The following is a 17,682-nucleotide window of genomic DNA, read 5'->3' on the forward strand; positions in this document are numbered from 1 at the left end:
CCACTATTAATCGGGAGGTCTTAGGTTATGACACAAATGAACAAATCGAGATTTGCAGCCAGAACGGCAACGGTATCTATTCTTACAGCCACTATTCTGATTTCGGCTTGCAGCGGGAATGGAGGCGGGGGCGCGGCCAGCAAAGAGCAAGATCCGAGCGGGAAGGTATCCCTCAACTTTATTACGCAAAGCTCTGCGATCGCTCCACCGGATCCGAACGAGAAGCTGATTAACAAACGGCTCGAAGAGAAAACCAATGTTCATATTAATTGGAAAAACTTCACGAAAGACGTTTTCGTAGAGAAAAGAAATCTTGCAGTTGCAAGCGGCGATCTGCCGGATGCTATTTTTAATGCGGATTATAGCGATTATGAGCTTCTGAAGCTTGCAAAGGACGGGTCAATCATTGCTTTAAATGATCTGATCGAGCAATATATGCCTAACTTTAAGAAAGTGCTGGAGGAAGCGCCTGAGTATAAAAGCATGATTACGGCTCCTGATGGCAATATTTATTCATTCCCTTGGATCGAAGAGCTCGGCAGCGGCAAGGAAAGAATTCAAGCCGTAGACAGCATGCCATGGATTAACGTGGATTGGCTGAACAAGCTCGGCCTTGAAATGCCAACAACGACGGAGCAATTGAAGGAAGTGCTGATCGCTTTCAAAACAAAGGACCCGAATGGCAACGGGCAAGCGGATGAAATTCCATTGTCCTTCATTAATAAGCCGGGAGCTGAGGATTTGGCATTCCTGTTCGGTTCCTTCGGACTCGGTGAAAACCCTGACCATGCGGTCGTCTCCAATGACGGCAAGGTTATCTTCACAGCTGCTGAAGAAGGGTACAAAGAAGCCGTTCAATTCATTAATGAGCTTTATCAAGCGGGCTTAATCGATATTGAAGCATACACGCAAGATTGGAGCACGTATCTGGCGAAAGGGAAGGACCAGAAATACGGCCTGTACTTCTCCTGGGATAAAGCGAATATTACGGGAGCGAACGAATCGTATGCGATTATGCCTCCGCTTGCAGGGCCCGACGGGGAGATTAACGTAACCCGTACGAACGGGCTAGGTCTCGGCAGGGGCAAGATGGTTGTAACAAGCGCTAATAAGAATCTGGAGTCGACAGCGAAGTGGGTGGATCAGCTCTTTGAGCCTGTGCAGTCGGTACAAAATAACTGGGGAACCTATGGCGACGATAAGCAGCAAAATATATTTGAATTCGATGAAGCGACCCATTCCCTCAAGCATTTGCCGCTGGAAGGCACTGCGCCGGTCGAGCTGCGCGAGAAAACGAGCATCGGCGGGCCACTGGCTATTCTAGACTCTTACTACGGCCAATATACAACGATGCCGGACGATGCCAAAGGAAGAATGGATATTATCAAAAATATTATGGCTCCGCAAATGAAAGCAGAGAACGTTATGCCTAGCGTGTTCAACTCAATTGATGAGTTGGATCGCCTGACCACCATCGAAACGGATCTGTTCGCTTATGTGCTTAGAATGCGTACGGAATGGTACCAGAATGGGAAGGCAAATGAGCAATGGGCGGAATATTTGAAAGAACTGGATCGTCTTGGCCTGCAGGAATGGCTTGAAATTAAGCAAGGCGGCTATGACCGGGCGACAAAAGGTTAACAGAATACAATGTTCGGCAGCGTATGCTGCAAGACATGTTTAAGCTAGAACAGCTGATCGTAAAGATAAATGGGAGCAAGGGAGAGGAATCATTATGTCTATACTGGCTAAACAAAACTACAGGGGTGCCTATCACGTTTCGCCGCAGGCGAACTGGATGAATGATCCTAACGGCATGGTTTATTTTGAAGGGGAATATCATTTGTTCTTCCAGCATCATCCGCATGGCGATACGTGGGGGACTATGCACTGGGGACATGTGGTTAGCAAAGACCTAGTCAATTGGGAAGAGCTTGATATTGCGCTTTCTCCCGACGAGCACGGTACGATTTTCTCTGGCAGCGCGGTCGTCGATTGGAATAATACGACGGGATTTTTCGAGAATGGCCCGGGTCTTGTCGCGATTTTCACCCATCATTTGGAAGTAGAGGGCAGCCATCCGATTCAGCGCCAGAGTCTGGCTTATAGTACGGACAAGGGCAGAACATGGGTGAAATACGAGGGGAACCCGGTTCTGGAGCAGGAGGCCTTTATCGATTTCCGCGACCCTAAGGTGTTCTGGCACGAGGAGAAGAGCCGCTGGGGGATGATCATTGCTTGCGGCCAGACGGTCTGTTTGTATCATTCGCCTGATCTGAAGACATGGACATTTGGCAGCGAGTTCGGCAATGGCATTGGATCTCATGATGGCGTGTGGGAATGTCCGGACCTCTTTCCGCTGGAAGTGGACGGAGATGCTAACCGTGTGAAATGGGTGATGCTGGTTAGTATCGGCGCTGATCCTGCATTCGTTGAAGGCTCCCGAACGCAATATTTTACGGGCGAATTTGACGGCGTTACCTTTACGCCGGATGCCGCATCCAAGGAAGTGAGATGGGCTGACCACGGACGCGATAATTATGCGGGCATTACCTGGTCCGATATGCCGGCGGAGGATGGAAGGCGCCTCTTCATTGGCTGGATGAGCAACTGGCAATATGCCAATCAGACGCCTACCGAAGGCTTCCGCGGTGCAATGACGATTCCGAGAGTACTGACGCTTGAGACGATTAACGACATTGCCACGTTAGTACAGAAGCCGGCGGTTGAGCTGGAAAGTGCCCGCAGGCCGATCCTTACGTTAAAGAATGTAACAGCTAGCGATGTGGCAGAAGCGCTGCAGCAGCTGAACCTGATAAGCTATGAAATTCATGCGGAGCTTCCTCCTAATCAGTCGCTAGGCTTCAAAGTTAGAGTGGGAGCAACAAATGAGACAATTGTTGGTGCAGACGCCTCGGCAAATACGATTTATGTCGATCGTACCAAGTCCGGCCTGCACAGCTTCCATGCTCATTTCCTTGGTGTTCATGCTGCAAAGCTACTAACAAGCGGTGAGAATTTGGCGCTGCGCATATTCGTAGATGCGGGTTCCGTAGAAGTGTTTGGCGGCGACGGCCAGGCAGTGATTACCGATCTGATCTATCCCGATGCGGATGCGACAGGCATTTCGTTCTTCCCGGCTCAGAGTGACGCTATCATTCCTTCCCTAAGCCTATACAAGCTAATCCCATCTGCTGCGGCTAAGGCGAACTAAGGGGAGGTCGCAGTCATGCGCATAGGAGCCATTGAAGCCGGAGGCACCAAGTTTATTTGCGGCATCGGCAATGAGCAGGGGGTAATCGAGGATTCCGTCAGTTTTCCGACGGAGCATCCGGATATTACGCTGGGCAAGGTGATTCAGTATTTCACCGATAAAGAGGTTGAGGCTATCGGCATTGGCTCTTTTGGTCCCATAGAGCTGCATCCCGAAAGCGCTCAGTATGGATATGTTACGACAACGCCTAAGCCGGGCTGGGAAAATAATGATTTTCTCGGAACGCTGAAGCGCCATTTTCATGTACCGTATGGCTGGGATACGGACGTGAATGCCGCCGCATATGGAGAGATCGTATGGGGAGCGGCGAAGGGGCTTCGCAGCTGCTTGTATTATACGATTGGCACCGGGGTTGGCGTAGGCGTATATGCTGAAGGCCAGCTGGTGCACGGGCTTGTCCATCCGGAAGGCGGGCATGTATTGACCAGAAGGCATCCGCAGGATGACTTCGCTGGCACATGCCCGTACCACGGGGATTGCCTGGAAGGGATGGCAGCGGGACCCGCTATCGAGGCGCGTTGGCAGAAGAAGGGATTCGAGCTTCCTTCAGACCATCCGGCATGGGAAGTCGAAGCCTATTACATCGCTCAATCCATTACGAATGCGATACTAACGACCTCGCCGCACAAAATCATTCTTGGCGGAGGCGTCATGCAGCAATCCCAGCTATTTCCGCTGATCAGGGAAGCCGTGAAGCACAACCTGAGCGGCTATGTTAAAGCAGACGAAATAACGAGCCACATGGAGCGATACATCGTACCGCCGGGTCTTGGACATCAAGCGGGACTATACGGGGCACTAGCCCTTGGATTACGAGCCTATAAGCAGGCACAGTAGAACAGCTCTGTTCAGTCATACATGTGAATGTCAAAGGATTGCGGGAATCGCCTGCGTGTTGTCTAGCGTCGTATGGTGATTTCCCGCTCTTTCCATTGAACGGGTCAATCGAACATTTAAACAAGAAGAGAGGGAAAATAATGAAGGCAAAGCGGAATAAATGGAGATCCATCCTTGTGTCTGGTTTGGTTATGATTGCTACCGTGACGGCTGCTATTACGATTAATCCGGCACCGGGGAGGACAGCAGAGGGCATGGTAGCTAACGGGGAGGGCTCAGCTATTTTTGAAAGCGCATCCAATTTGAACGCGAATCTCACGGGCTGGCAAGTCAAAGGAAAAGGAACGATGGATCATACGCAGGAGGGAATGCTCCTTACTTCCGATCGAAAGGAAAACGTGATGGCGATCTCCAGCGTGTCTTCCGATAACTTCATCTTTGAGGCTGACGTTAAAATAACCGATCCCAATGCGGATGCGTCTTTGGTGTTCCGCTCCAATGAGGATGGCTGGGCTTCCTATATGCTACAAATCGTGCCCAATGCTGGCTTAATCCGTCTAAGGGACGCTGCTAGCGACAGCGGGCTAAGGGAAGAACGTCAAGTCACCTTGCAGAAGGGTGAAATCTACCATCTTAAAGTCATCGCGAATGGAAGCAGCTTGAAAGTGTATTGGAACAATCAGTATACGCCAATTATAAATACGAATGATACTGCTTACGAATCAGGTTTTCTTGGGCTAAATGTATGGGATGGCTCGGCATTATTCCAAAATGTGAAAGTAAGCGAGCTAATGAGCAATCTTGGCCATATCGTTTATGCTGTAGGAGCGTGGGAACCGGATCTGAAGGGCTGGGAAGGTCAAGCTGCTGACAGAGCGGCTATTCAGATTCACAGTCAACAGGCAGACGATTTCGTCTACGAAGGCGATATCTCCTTTCAAGCTGGGAAAGCTGAAGCAGCCCTGGTCTTCAGAGCAAATGTTAAAGGCACGGAGGGTTATGCCGCTGTATTAGTAAAAAAGAACGGTGGCGTCGCCGTACAGCTGAAGAAAATGGACGGTTCGGTTATTCGCACGTCCAAGCTTGTTTATCCGACTCAAGAAGCAACGAAGCATCATCTTGAGATTGTCGCCAAAGGGAAGCAGGTGGCGATTTATATTGATGGTTATTCGGATGCTGCCATACAAATGGTCGATCATCGTTTTTCGCGAGGATACGCGGGGCTTATGGTTCTGTCAGGGCAAGCTTATTTTCAGAACGTTTATCTGACTGGCGCTTCTGATTACTACATGGAGAAGTACCGCCCGGATTATCATTATACTCCGGCTCGGGGTTCAGCGAGCGACCCGAATGGACTTGTCTACTACGAGGGTGAATATCATCTATTCCATCAGGATGGAGGGACTTGGGCACATGCCGTCAGTGAGGATATGATCCACTGGAAACGGCTTCCGATCAGCCTGCCTTGGAATGAGCTTGGCCATGTATGGTCGGGTTCCGCAGTTGCCGACTTGAATAATGATTCCGGACTGTTCACAGGATCAGGGGGCACGGGACTGCTGGCTTATTATACCTCGTATAATCCTGATGCTATCAATGGCAATCAGCGCATCGGGCTTGCTTACAGCACGGACAAAGGACGAACCTGGCAATATTCGAATGAGCATCCGATCGTGATCGAGAATCCAGGCAAGCAAGGAGAGGAAGCGGGCGGCTGGGATTTCCGCGATCCGAAGATCGTTAGAGATGAAGCGAGACAGCGCTGGGTTATGGTCGTTTCCGGTGGGGATCATATCCGTTTCTACACGTCAACCAATTTAATAGATTGGACTTTTACCGATAACTTTGGCTATGGCGACTATGTGCGCGGAGGGGTATGGGAATGCCCGGATTTGTTCGAATTGGCCATTGAGGGAACCAATGAGAAGAAATGGGTTCTGATGATTAGCACCGGCGCTAATCCGGCAACGAAAGGCTCAGACGCTGAATATTTTGTAGGCCAGCTGACAGCGGAAGGGAAGTTTGTAAACGACAATGCGGCAGGCGAAGTACTTAGAACCGACTATGGCAAGGAGTTTTATGCCTCAATGTCCTTCTCGAATATGCCGGACAAGCGCAGAGTCATGCTGGCTTGGATGACGAATTGGGACTACCCCTTCGCCTTTCCTACGGAGGGATGGAAGGGCGAGCTTACTATTCCGAGAGAAGTGAAGCTTCGGAATACCGGCGATGGAGCCAGACTCGTTCAAGCTCCTATTGAAGAGCTGCAGTCTTTGCGAACAAAGCTGTATCAGGCTAAAAATAAGAAAGTAGACGCTAATTCTTCCAATCTGCTTGAAGGCTTATCCTCGGGCGCCTTCGAGATTGAAGCCGAAATCGAAATTCCTGCAGGAAGCGCGGTGACGGAATTCGGTTTTAACGTAAGGGAAGGCGGCAACCCGAACAAGACGGCCGTAAGCTATCGAACGGCTGAAAGCGAGCTGTTCGTTGACCGAACTCTATCGGGGGTAACTGATTTTTCAAGCTTATTCTCTACCTTGCAGAATGCGCCGCTTAAGAGAGCGGCGAATCGGGTGAAAATGAACATTTTCGTTGATGATTCTTCCATTGAGGTATTCGGCAATGAGGGGGAGGTTGTATTCTCTGACGTTATATTCCCTGACCCAGCAAGCCGCGGAATGAGCTTTTATGCGAAAGGTGGCCCGGTAAAAGTAGTATCGCTGAACGTGTATGCCCTTTCGAATGCTTGGAATGATTTGTCGAAGGATGCCGGGGCCAAGGTCGTTATGGATACAAGCGACAGGGAACTGAATGTCGGTCAAAGTGAACATCTGTACGTGGCCGTGGATCAGCATCACGGCGGTACGAACGGAAAAGGAAAGAAGCTGCTGCGATGGACTGCGAGTGATCCAAGCGTCGTGAAAATCATTTCTTCTAGCGACAGCAAGGCCGTTGTGCAAGCCATGGGTGCGGGGGAAGCTGCCATAACGGCTTCTACGCTGGATGGCCGGGCCTCCGCAAGTGTGGTCGTTCGGGTGTACGACGGTCAATTTATGACCAATCTGACCGGCTACGAGCCGGATCTTGCGCTTGCCAATTGGGTTGTGACGAGTAATGGAATCCGGGGCAGCTATTCGAGCGATGCGAATTATATCGCACAGGAGACCGCTGGGGATTTTAGCTATGAGGCTGATATTAGGCTTGGGGAGGACGGGGGAGCGGGTTCCATTCTGTTTCGGGCAAGCGCTGACGGGCGCAGCGGCTATTATTTTAATCTGGATCCGAATATGAAGGCTTACCGGCTGTTCTATAAGGTTGACGGCTCTTTCGAGGAACGGATGGTCATTGCTAGGGTACCTGCATTTATTCAGCGCAGAGTGTCCTATCATGTGAAAATTGAAGCCAAAGGCCCTCATATTCAAATAGCTGTTAACGGTGAGAGCATGATAAATATTCAGGATGGCACATTCGCGGAAGGGCATTTTGGCTTAAACGTATTTGGAGGGCAAGCGTCCTACCAGAACGTTCTAGCTACCAATAGGCAGGAAGCGAATGTAACCTCAACTTTCTTTACAAACCATGCGACAGGCAAGTTTTTGCATGCAGCAGGCGGGCAGAACGGTGAGCGGGTTACCATAAATGCTGATGCAGGCACGAATTGGTTGCTAATTCCGACAGGGGATGAGCTTGGCTCCTATTCGATTCGAGCCGAGGGCGGAAAAGCGATGGACTTGAATACGAGCCAGAATACGATCCAGCTGTACAATTACTTGGGCTACGACAACCAGCGTTGGATCGTGAAGAAAAATGCAAACGGCACGGCAAGCATTCTATCGGTGCATAATGGAAAAGCGCTAGAGGCATCCCAAGACGGCATGCTTCTAACGTTGAATGATCCAGTAGAAGGACTGGATCGGCAGCAGTGGAAGGCTGATTGGTAAGCGGCAACAATTAGCAATTAGGTAAGGCTGCAGCTAATTGTATCTTCGAATAAATGAAAGAGGGTGTGCCATAAGCTTTTGGCACACCCTCTTTTATGTTTTGAAATATGCAAAAAACAATGAAACTAACCTTTGGTGTTTCTAGCAGAGCTGTGCACTTCTTCTTGGTTAACCGTTGTTTCATTCGATTATTATGAACATGCAGGGAGAATAGTATTTGTAACGCCTGTTTAAACGGCTGCCTAAACCACATCTGTTTTTGATACAATAGGAGAAGCGATAACGGAAGCAAAGCGAAAATCTTGGATCGAGACTCTGTTTCCTCTTTGTTTTGAGCTGCAGAAATGACTGAACAGAAATGAAGGTTACCATGAAAATACAATTCAATAATCAGACGATTGCATTTAACGTGTTATACGCGAATAGAAAAAAACTGTATATCCATATCGACTCTACGGGTCATGTCACCATTAAGGCGCCTAACGGCACAAGCGATGATGAGGTAATGGCCGCCGTGGAACGAAACGGGGAACGGATTGTACAAAAGTTACAGGCGCTAGAAGCGGCACGCTCGGCTCCAAAGGCGAAGGAATATCAAGATGAAGGGAAGTTCCTTCACTTGGGGAAATATTATTATTTGCATGAGCTGATTGAGACGAAGGAGCTGACCGAAGAGGAGCTAAAGGTCAGTCTGAAAAAGTTTTATTTCGGCAGCTGCAAGAAAATCATTGGCGAGCGGATTAAACCCTATCAAACACAGCTTAAGGTGAAGCCCAAAACGATAGAGATCGTGGAATCAAGGACGAAGTGGGGAAGCTGCAGCTCAGAGAAGCATTTGACGTTTAATTACCGCTTGGCGATGGCTCCGCTCGAGGTAATTGATTATGTCATTATCCATGAGCTATGCCATCTCACCCATATGAACCATGACCGATCCTTCTGGAGACGGGTGGGAAGCATCATGCCGGATTATAAAGAAAAAGAGGAGTTTCTGGCCAGGTATGGGCAGGCCATGACGCTTTAACATCGGGTAATGCGGAAAGGTTGGACGATTGGCCCGGAAACTGGTATACTTGCCGGGGTTACTCCCGTAAAAGCGGTTTCAGTTTCGCATTTTTGAGGGAGCATGTCTAATTTCGGTTTTCGTCAGGAGTGTATGAAAAGATGAGAAAATATAATTTTATCCGGCCGCTCATGTTGATTGTCATTGCCCTGCTCGTTAAGAGCCTGATTACGAATCTTTGCATGGTATTTGGGATGGCGCAGGCGCAGGCAGAAAATATCGGGTTTATCAGCATGCTTATCGCTGCAATCGTTGTTTATACTAGAATTGCCCGGAAACGCCGGAAATAATTCGGTATGGAAAGGAGTAACCATGGACGAGGCTAAATCGAAATTCGAGACGATCGATCAATATATCTCTACCTTTCCAGCCGAGATTCAAGCCATATTGGAGAAGATTAGGCATGTGATCCAAGAGGCAGCACCCGAAGCAACAGAGAAAATCGGCTATCAAATGCCGACATTTGTGCATAACGGGAATTTGGTGCATTTTGCAGCATTCAAAAAACATATCGGCTTATATCCGGCTCCAAGCGGAATCGTTGCCTTCAAGGAGCAGTTGGCAAAGTATAAAGGAGCAAAGGGATCGATTCAATTTCCTTTGGATAAACCGATGCCTTACGAATTAATTAGCGAGATCGTGAAATACAGAGTTGCAGAGAACATCGAGAAAGCAAACAGCAAGCTGAAAAAGAAGAAATAAACCGTTCTAAATAGGTGAGGCTATTGCAGCCAATTACACCGCTAGAAGCCCGAACGTTATATAACCAACCACAACGCCTCAGAAGCTATGCTCTGGGGACTTTTGCATGTCTCGGACAATAAAGCGACTGCATGCATCAACGCTTCAAGCATTATGCCCATTAAACATTGAGTCGCCTAAATTTCTCGAGTACAATAAGGGAATAATCGGTTGAACGGGACAAGAAAGGGTGTTGGTATGGAAAGTCAGTACGATGAGCTGGCTGCTTATTTCTTGCAGGTGCCCGTTGACGTATATGGCGTGCACCAGACGTTGCTTCGTACCGGGATTTACCAAGGACACAAGTTTCAGCCTACGACCAAGTGCGCCTTGCTGATTGCGCTGAAGGGAGAGGCTGTCTTTTTCTATGACGGCGTAAGCTATCCGATGTATCCGGGGAAAACGCTGCTTGGCGGCTGCAACCGCAGTCTCGAATTCGAGGTCCGGACGAGTGAATTCGAATATTTTCTCGTGCATTATTTGCCTACGCATGCGAGGCAGGAAGATCCGACGTTTATCGAAAAGGTTAACGAGCTTCATATCGAGCTGGATGCGGCTCTGCTTCAATTAATGGAGCAGCTCCGAGGGCTTTCTACGATCCTTGGCAATATCGAGCAGCTGGAGAAGAAAACGTTATTTTACCGGCTGCTCAATAAAGCGCTCCTATTTGAGAGATACCAGCAGAATAGCGAGAGCCAACCGATGATGGAGCAGACGATTGCGCATATTAGGAAGCATTACATGGAGCCGATAACGCTGGAGAGCCTGGCAGAGCAGCATCAGATGAAAGCCAAATATTTCTCGCATTTATTTCGCAAATATACCGGTATCGGACCGATTAATTACTTGATTCAATACCGGATGAACCTTGCCCATGAATTGCTGACGACGGCGGACTTCTCCATTCGCGAAATTGCGAGAAGCGTCGGTTACTCGGATGCTTATTATTTCAGCAGGCTGTTCAAAAAACATTACGGCATGTCGCCTTCTTCCGTGAGGCTGCAGGGCGAGTAGAAATAATCCATCCTGAAAACGGGAAATTATCTATTTGCTCATAAGTGGAGCGATGGTATTATTAATTCGATAATGATAATCGTTATCAACTAAATGAGAGACATCGAGGGGAAGAATGAAATGAAGACAGCTACATTACGTAAGGCAGCAGCCTGCCTGCTATTGTTTGTTATTATGCTCGTAAGTGCCTGCTCCAATGCAGGAACGGCGAACAATGCGGCGACGGAAGCGCCGGCTGCGACCGATGCGGCAGAAAATACGAGCGGAAATAACGCGAATGCGGGAGACAGCGCCGCTTTTCCAAGAACGGTGACGGGCGCAGACGGCAAAGAAGTTACGATTGCCGAGCAGCCGAAAAAAGTCGCCCTCGTGCATTGGGGACTAACGCAGCAGCTGCTAGGATTTGAGCTGCCTTCCATTGCGGTAACGCTCCCGTTCACAGAGAAAAATTCCTTTCTGGATTCGGATGTATACAAGCCTTATGTCGAGAAGTTTGACGAGGTGACAATTGTTGGCGAGAATACGGCTGTTAACTTGGAAGCTCTTCTGCAATATGAGCCGGATATTATTTTGGCGGGCAGCGTCACGAATAAGGACATTACGGACCAATTGTCGCAGATTGCGCCTACCGTGCTGATCGATGAAGAAAAAACGAATGTATGGACGGATTGGCAAGGTGTAATTACCCAGTTCGGCGACATTCTCGGACAAGAGACGCTTGCCAAGCAGACAATCGGCGATTTTACCGCAAAGGTGGAGGAAGCGAAATCGCAGCTAGGCAATGTGGAAGGTACAGTTGCTTATTTGCAGGTTAGAGACAAGGCGATTTGGCTTCAGGGCACAACCTATGCTGGTGATTATTATGAGCCGCTCGGCCTGAATGCTCCAGAAGAGGCGAAGGGCGACGGCATCGAGCTTACGCTTGAAGGGCTTAGCGCGATTAACCCGGACCATATTTTCCTAGGGTATTTCAACTACAATGACAAATCGATGCCAGCTCTCTCAGACGAGTGGGAACAAAGCGAAGTATGGAAGAAGCTGAAGGCGGTCCAGCAGAACCAAGTGTACGCGATTAACGGTGAGCTTGCTTATGGCTATGGTCCGATTAGTAAAATCAACGGCTTAGCAGCTATTGTGGATGCATTGAAATAGGCAAGCTGAATCCCATACAGCTAGGCATCAAAAGAGGAGGGACATCGTTCCCTTCTTTTTTTGCGTTTTACATCTAGTTGAAGGCAGATACCCGTAAACAAAAGCTTCATACTCCGAACGCCCTTAGCTATCTTATCTCGCCTGGGGATAGGATATACTAGTAGCAGCACTAGTATTTCAGGAGGTTAATGATTATGACCATTTCTATACGTACGGATTCATTGGGAAGCATAGAGCCGGATATCGAGGTGTTTCGGGCGAGGCCGGAAGATACGGAAGCGGTGCTGCGGCTGCTCGTTCAAACCGCGGAATGGCTGCGGAGCAAAGGTTCCCAGCAGTGGAGCGGCCTGCTGCAAGGGGAGGATTCCCATCAGACGCCGGAGGCGATTAAGCGCGGTGAGGTCTACCTGTTTATGCAGGGCAGCATGCTGGCAGGGATCGTCATGCTTATGCAGAAGGAGAGCGCTTGGGATCGCGAGTTATGGGGAGCTGAGGGGCATGAGTCCTCGATCTATTTGCACCGGCTTGCCATTAACCGCGAAGCGGCAGGCAAGAACTTGGGTGAAGCGATCGTCCGCTGGGCGGCTTCCGGCATTATTTTCGAAGGGAAGGACCGTATTCGGCTTGATTGTATCGCGAACAATGAGAAGCTGAACGGCTTCTATCTGAGCTGCGGCTACGATTATAAAGGCTCAGCCGTAAATGACATGGGAGAATTTAATAAGTATGAGAAAATGTGCTCCCCGCTCTAATTGTGAAAGCTGAAGCTTGAGTAAATTCGAAAGCCAAAGCCAAAGCCAAAGCCAAAGCCAAAGCCAAAGCCAAAGCCAAAGCCAAAGTCAAAGCCAAAGTCAAAGCCTTTCCGCTAGTCGCCGCTGCTTAAACGGCGTGATATTGGGTATATACATAGAAAGAGCTGCAAGGAGGTAGTAACCATGAACAAGAAAAAGGTACTGATTACTGCAATCGGAATGGGTGTCACTTATCTGATGAAAAATAAAGATGCGCGAGATAAGCTGAAAAACGCGGTTCAATCGTTTACTAAGAAGCGCCACTAGCGCCACTTATGTCACAAATGTTACTAATGCTAATAGTGCAACAAGTGAAACCAATGCAATAAACACAACCAATGCAACCAATGCAACCAATATAACCAATGCAACCAATGCAACCAATGCAACCAATGCAACCAATGCAACCAATGCAACCAATGCAACCAATGCAACCAATGCAACCAATGCAACCAATGCAACAAATGCAACAAATGCAACAAATGCAAAAGAGACGCTCCCAATAGGGTAAACCGGAGCGTATTAGTCCCCCTAACCAGCACGAAAGAACCTTTGACCAGCTTCCTAACACGCACGAAGAACCATCAACACCACGATAAGAAGTGGTGTTGATGGTTTTTTTAAGCTCTATAGGGCGTAGATAAAGGGAGCTGGAATTTCGCGAAAAGCCTCTGGGGACAGCCAGCACCATTGCTGCTTACTTGTTTGTTACGTTAATTTCAAAGCATCCAGCAATCGCATAACCGCCACGGCAGCCTGGGCTTTGGTCACCTTGGAGAGCGGGCTGAAGGTGGTTGGCGAAACGCCCTGCAGCACCTTTTGCTCGACAGCTAGGGCAACGGAAGCCTCGGCATAAGACGCAATGGATAATAGATCGTCAAAGCGCTCAAGCACCACAGGGTCTGCCGTATTCGCGTGACCTGCATATTGCCAAGCATTAGCTAACATAACGGACAGATCCTGTCGCGTAATGGTGCCGCTTGGATTGAAGCGATCGGCCGATATGCCTTTGATCAGGCCCAGCTTCTTAGCAGCTGCAATATCGCCGGCATACTCGGAGCTGCTGTCAACATCCTTGAAAGGATGGCTGGATGTATCCGGCAAAATACCAAGCCCTCTCACGATCATCGACACGAGCTCAGCTCGCGTAATGCTGATGTTCACGCCGAATGTATCAGCGCTCTCGCCGGACGCGATCAGCTTCGCAGCCGCGCGTTCAACGTCTTTGCGCGCCCATTCGGCTGTCACGTCGTTATAGCTGAAATTCGTTTCGACAATGGCGTAGATGCTATTGCCGTTTCGAATCAATTCGATTGAAGCCGTACCGTCGGCGTTCGTTGTGATCTTAGTCGGTACGGAGCGGAATTCATCGCTCTCAGGGAGATACACGACGCCTGTGGTATGCGATGCATCAATGTCGGCAGCCTTCAGCGTGTATTTGCGGCTGAACGCATGCTTGCCGAAATCCTTCACCTCGATATACGTTTTGTCTGCAGCCAGCTGCTCGATCTTGAAATCCAGCGGCGCGGCGAGCAGCTTGAATTCGCTGTTTTTCGCTAAGCTGTTGATCTGGTCGATCACATTGGTTGCCGGAGCAGCGATTGAAATTCTAATATCGGCGGAGAGATGCACCGCATGAACCGGGATGCTGTAGGTTACCCCGTTCCACACCACGGAGAGAGTCGGCATTTCGCCTTTTTGGGCAAGCGCTTCAATGACTGCTTTGGAGACATGGATTACGATTTGCTTGGCCTCGCTGCTAATCGTAATGTGGTAGGCTGCCGAGCCAGACGCTTGAATCTTCTTCACTGCGGCATCCGTTTGTACGTCTAACGTCCATTTGCTGCCGTCCTTAGTGATGCTGGCATCCAGCTCATCCGCGCTTTTGCTTGGCGGCTGAGGCATTGAGCCACCAGAGGAGGGAGCAGCAAGCGTCATTGCAGAAAGTGCCTTGCTGGCGGCGGATACCTTCAATATTTCATCTTGGTCCTTTACAACCGCAAGCACGTGAAGCTTGTAGCTGGTATTCTCCGCCAACGAGCTTGCCGTAAATTTCGATACCGTTGTGTAACCCGCGTATTGATTATTCACAAATACCTCATAGCCTGTCGCATGCTCGGCAGCATCCCATTGCAGCGCAATGGCATTGTGGTTGCTTGATACGAGCACAAGATTGGCGGGAGCCGGCAGGGCATCCGTATTCACTGCGCCGTTAATCGGCAGATCATGCGCGAGCTGCGTGGATAACGTCAGATTGCGGTCGCCGCTGTTGTCCCAGTTCATCACGCCTGCCAAATTCAGTGATTTCACGAAGGAAGCGTTATACATCATCGAGGTTTTGTCGTTGTACGTAATAAACGTTTGGCTCTCGCTATTGTACAAATAAGCGACCTTGGATGCTTCGTTCCAGTGGCGGACAAAGCCGTTCATATTCACGTAATTTTCCTCCAGATCCGTGAAGTCGAATATACCTGCTTCCCACGTTCCGGTCGGTACCGCCGTACATGTCGCATACTCGCCTGGTTCCGGGCAGCCGCTCCAGCCTTTGCCGAAGTAAGGAATGCCAAGCACCAGCTTGTAGTCCGGCACTCCGCCGTTCAGGTGCCCAAGGGCTCCGCCGCTGACATGGTTGCGGGCAGCCGTTTCCTTCGGATGGTTCTTATCCGCATACAGCGGGGCGTTATGATGGGCAAGCAGCTCCCAGCTGCCGCTGTAATCGTAGGTCATGATGTTGATGAAATCCAAGTAGCCCGACGCGTTCGCAAGATCTGCGTTCACGACAAAGTTATCGCCCTGGCCGGATGCGATCGTCAGCAAATAGTATTTGCCGTCCTCGGAGCCAGCCGCATCAAGCGCCTCGCGGATCGTTTCCATCGCAAGCGTAAAGTTTTCTTTGTCCTCTGGACGGTGAACGTTGTAGGATTCGCCGCCCTCGACCGGATATTCCCAGTCGATGTCGATGCCGTCCAGCTCATATTCACGTAGAAACTTTACGGCAGAGTTCGCGAACGTTCGGCGCGCTTCTTCCGTGGCTGCCATATTCGAGAAGTTTTTGGACCATGTCCAGCCGCCAACGGATATCATCATCTTCAGGTGGGGATTGGTTTTCTTCATTTCGGCAAAAGCCGCAAAATTATCCGGGTCAACCTCGGAGTCGCCGATGACGATTTCGCCGTCATACACGTAGCGGTTCTGAAGAGGCACATTCGTGTTCTCGCAAGCGTTCGCGCCGGTCCCGTATTTTTTCCAGCAGATATCGGCAAAAGCGTAGTTAATATGCGTGACCTGCGACACATCGACATCGGTTGGCAAGTAATGTCGTCCTGCTGGGGACACGGACCATGACGTATAGTAAGTGACGATGTTATAGTCGCTGCCAGGAACGGCAGTTACCGCATGGCTGGCAGGAGATTCCCACAGGTTGTTGCGGGCAATAACCTTGTAAGAATAAGATTTGCCTTCCTGCAATCCGCCAGCGACATAACGATTCGAATCGCTGATGCCTATCTGCACGCCGTCTTGGAAGACCTCGTAGCTCGTTGCCCCTGGAACCTGGGCCCAGCCGAGCGATACGGTCGTGCGGTTCGCAGTAACGACCTGGACATCTGGTGGGGCGGCAAGTTCTCCCCAAGTCAGCCTGACGGCGTTGCTGTTCTCAGACACTTGCTTCTTAACGGAGTTCTGCGCGCCGACTACGAAGGTTACGGATTCGGCAGCAGTCTGCTGTTCCGACAGGGTGTACGTAATCGTGTTGGAGCCGTCCCACGCGCCGGCCTTCCAAGCGCCGTCTACGTATAAGTCATAGCCGTCGGCACCGGGGCTTCCCGTCCAGCTCAAGGTAACGGAGGAGCCGGATACGGCGGACACCTTCACATTCTGGGGAGGCGCTAGCGGAGATTCTTTGTATTCGCTCACATCCGCCAGTGTCGTGAACGTAACCAAATTGCTCTTTTGTTCCGGAGTCAGGTTGGGCGCTTGAATGCCGTCAGGGCCCACGTAGAAGGAATAAGTGGTTTCTGGGGTCAAACCGCCGACGGTTTGAGCGCCATCATTCGCCCAAGTAATGTATTTGTTATTCTCGTCCCATATCCAGTAATGCGCAATGTCTGGGGCCGGGTCCCAAGCAAGGGATACCGTATTGTGGGTGACCTCCAGCACCTTTAAATTCCGTGCGCCTGAAGCAGGCGGTGCCACGATTTCCCCGTCCGGCGTCGTGAATTCCACGATGTTGCTTTTGTGAGCTAAGGTTGCGGGCCTTTCATACCAGGTAATATAGAAACGGTAAGCGGTGTTCGGCTTAAGCGCGGTGAGCGTGCGGGTTCCGCTGTTTCCAAAGTCTAGGTATTCATTGGTGTTGGCGTCCCAGACATCGATATCGTTCACATTTGGGTTAATATCCCATGCTAAGGTGACAGCTGTGGGTGTCAGGGAATCTTGTACGATCCGTAAATTTTGCGGTGCGGCAGGGTCGATAGCTGGAGGATCATTGTCGGCAGCGTAGGAGGCTGAAGCGTTGAATAAGGAGCTGAATAAGAGCGCGAAGCATAGAAGCAGGACAAATCTTTTCGTCTTTTGTAGCTGGGCCAAATCGTTCACCTTATCACCTCTGATCGTCATTTTTTGAACATTGCAGCATGGCATGTCATGTAAATGTCTGGGTGCTGGTGCCTGACTGAGATCGCGGGTTTAAGCGGTCCCCCCTTTTTGGAGAAAAGTTAAGATTCGGTTAACCTACTATAATCATGAGACGAACAGGGAAAGATGGGAAGGGGTATATTTCCATTTCGCAGGGGGTAAAATTGGAGCATTTCCGTGCGGAGCGGGCTTATATATCGAGAATAGCTAGTTGATGGCGCACTTTTGTGGTAA

At 49.8% G+C, this 17,682-nt stretch carries 13 protein-coding genes; 11 read left to right on the top strand and 2 right to left on the bottom strand.

The features are described 5' to 3' along the window. Positions 1-27 precede the first annotated feature (27 nt). From AC0YN3_RS29840 to AC0YN3_RS29890, 11 genes are all read left to right on the top strand, one after another. Entirely contained in the window at positions 28-1,641 is a 1,614-nt protein-coding gene (locus AC0YN3_RS29840; RefSeq protein WP_475778548.1) for an ABC transporter substrate-binding protein, read from the top strand. A 94-nt stretch (positions 1,642-1,735) separates the two neighbouring features. Continuing rightward, positions 1,736-3,214, top strand: coding sequence for a glycoside hydrolase family 32 protein (locus AC0YN3_RS29845; protein ID WP_475778549.1), 1,479 nt, complete (start codon positions 1,736-1,738; stop codon positions 3,212-3,214). Between the two features lie 15 nt (positions 3,215-3,229). Next, positions 3,230-4,111, top strand: a complete 882-nt coding sequence (locus AC0YN3_RS29850; protein WP_475778550.1) for an ROK family protein — start codon at positions 3,230-3,232, stop codon at positions 4,109-4,111. Between the two features lie 140 nt (positions 4,112-4,251). Further along, positions 4,252-8,052 (top strand): GH32 C-terminal domain-containing protein, encoded by a 3,801-nt coding sequence (locus AC0YN3_RS29855; RefSeq protein ID WP_475778551.1) that lies wholly within the window; start codon positions 4,252-4,254, stop codon positions 8,050-8,052. 370 nt (positions 8,053-8,422) lie between these two features. Then, positions 8,423-9,076, top strand: a complete 654-nt coding sequence (locus AC0YN3_RS29860; RefSeq protein ID WP_475778552.1) for a M48 family metallopeptidase — start codon at positions 8,423-8,425, stop codon at positions 9,074-9,076. Positions 9,077-9,216: 140 nt separating this feature from the next. Continuing rightward, complete coding sequence (locus tag AC0YN3_RS29865) at positions 9,217-9,405, top strand: hypothetical protein (RefSeq protein WP_475778553.1); 189 nt, start codon at positions 9,217-9,219, stop codon at positions 9,403-9,405. A gap of 22 nt (positions 9,406-9,427) precedes the next feature. Next, the gene (locus tag AC0YN3_RS29870) at positions 9,428-9,817 is read left to right on the top strand and encodes an iron chaperone (RefSeq protein WP_475778554.1); all 390 of its coding nucleotides are present in this window, start codon (positions 9,428-9,430) and stop codon (positions 9,815-9,817) included. Positions 9,818-10,054: 237 nt separating this feature from the next. Then, on the top strand, positions 10,055-10,870 hold the full coding sequence (locus tag AC0YN3_RS29875) for a helix-turn-helix transcriptional regulator (RefSeq protein WP_475778555.1): 816 nt from the start codon (positions 10,055-10,057) through the stop codon (positions 10,868-10,870). 120 nt (positions 10,871-10,990) lie between these two features. After that, positions 10,991-12,022, top strand: a complete 1,032-nt coding sequence (locus tag AC0YN3_RS29880; protein ID WP_475778556.1) for an ABC transporter substrate-binding protein — start codon at positions 10,991-10,993, stop codon at positions 12,020-12,022. Between the two features lie 194 nt (positions 12,023-12,216). Further along, positions 12,217-12,774 carry a GNAT family N-acetyltransferase gene (locus tag AC0YN3_RS29885; protein WP_475778557.1) on the top strand — a complete coding sequence of 186 codons (558 nt, stop codon included), beginning with the start codon at positions 12,217-12,219 and terminating at the stop codon, positions 12,772-12,774. Positions 12,775-12,957: 183 nt separating this feature from the next. Then, positions 12,958-13,080: a hypothetical protein gene (locus AC0YN3_RS29890; RefSeq protein WP_475778558.1), complete on the top strand. Its 123-nt coding sequence runs from the start codon at positions 12,958-12,960 to the stop codon at positions 13,078-13,080. Between the two features lie 6 nt (positions 13,081-13,086). On the opposite strand, the gene AC0YN3_RS29895 is transcribed toward AC0YN3_RS29890, so the two are convergent. Both AC0YN3_RS29895 and AC0YN3_RS29900 read right to left on the bottom strand, forming a co-directional pair. Continuing rightward, positions 13,087-13,251, bottom strand: a complete 165-nt coding sequence (locus AC0YN3_RS29895; RefSeq protein WP_475778559.1) for a hypothetical protein — start codon at positions 13,249-13,251, stop codon at positions 13,087-13,089. Between the two features lie 270 nt (positions 13,252-13,521). Continuing rightward, positions 13,522-17,409: a glycosyl hydrolase family 18 protein gene (locus tag AC0YN3_RS29900; protein WP_475778560.1), complete on the bottom strand. Its 3,888-nt coding sequence runs from the start codon at positions 17,407-17,409 to the stop codon at positions 13,522-13,524. Positions 17,410-17,682 lie beyond the last annotated feature (273 nt).

The organism is Paenibacillus sp. J22R232 (assembly GCF_056269165.1).

What these genes read in the sequence shown, in the direction of transcription:
- AC0YN3_RS29840 (WP_475778548.1), top strand. Translation starts at nt 28, where the DNA reads ATGACACAAATGAACAAATCGAGATTTGCAGCCAGAACGGCAACGGTA.
- AC0YN3_RS29845 (WP_475778549.1), top strand. Translation starts at nt 1,736, where the DNA reads ATGTCTATACTGGCTAAACAAAACTACAGGGGTGCCTATCACGTTTCG.
- AC0YN3_RS29850 (WP_475778550.1), top strand. Translation starts at nt 3,230, where the DNA reads ATGCGCATAGGAGCCATTGAAGCCGGAGGCACCAAGTTTATTTGCGGC.
- AC0YN3_RS29855 (WP_475778551.1), top strand. Translation starts at nt 4,252, where the DNA reads ATGAAGGCAAAGCGGAATAAATGGAGATCCATCCTTGTGTCTGGTTTG.
- AC0YN3_RS29860 (WP_475778552.1), top strand. Translation starts at nt 8,423, where the DNA reads ATGAAAATACAATTCAATAATCAGACGATTGCATTTAACGTGTTATAC.
- AC0YN3_RS29865 (WP_475778553.1), top strand. Translation starts at nt 9,217, where the DNA reads ATGAGAAAATATAATTTTATCCGGCCGCTCATGTTGATTGTCATTGCC.
- AC0YN3_RS29870 (WP_475778554.1), top strand. Translation starts at nt 9,428, where the DNA reads ATGGACGAGGCTAAATCGAAATTCGAGACGATCGATCAATATATCTCT.
- AC0YN3_RS29875 (WP_475778555.1), top strand. Translation starts at nt 10,055, where the DNA reads ATGGAAAGTCAGTACGATGAGCTGGCTGCTTATTTCTTGCAGGTGCCC.
- AC0YN3_RS29880 (WP_475778556.1), top strand. Translation starts at nt 10,991, where the DNA reads ATGAAGACAGCTACATTACGTAAGGCAGCAGCCTGCCTGCTATTGTTT.
- AC0YN3_RS29885 (WP_475778557.1), top strand. Translation starts at nt 12,217, where the DNA reads ATGACCATTTCTATACGTACGGATTCATTGGGAAGCATAGAGCCGGAT.
- AC0YN3_RS29890 (WP_475778558.1), top strand. Translation starts at nt 12,958, where the DNA reads ATGAACAAGAAAAAGGTACTGATTACTGCAATCGGAATGGGTGTCACT.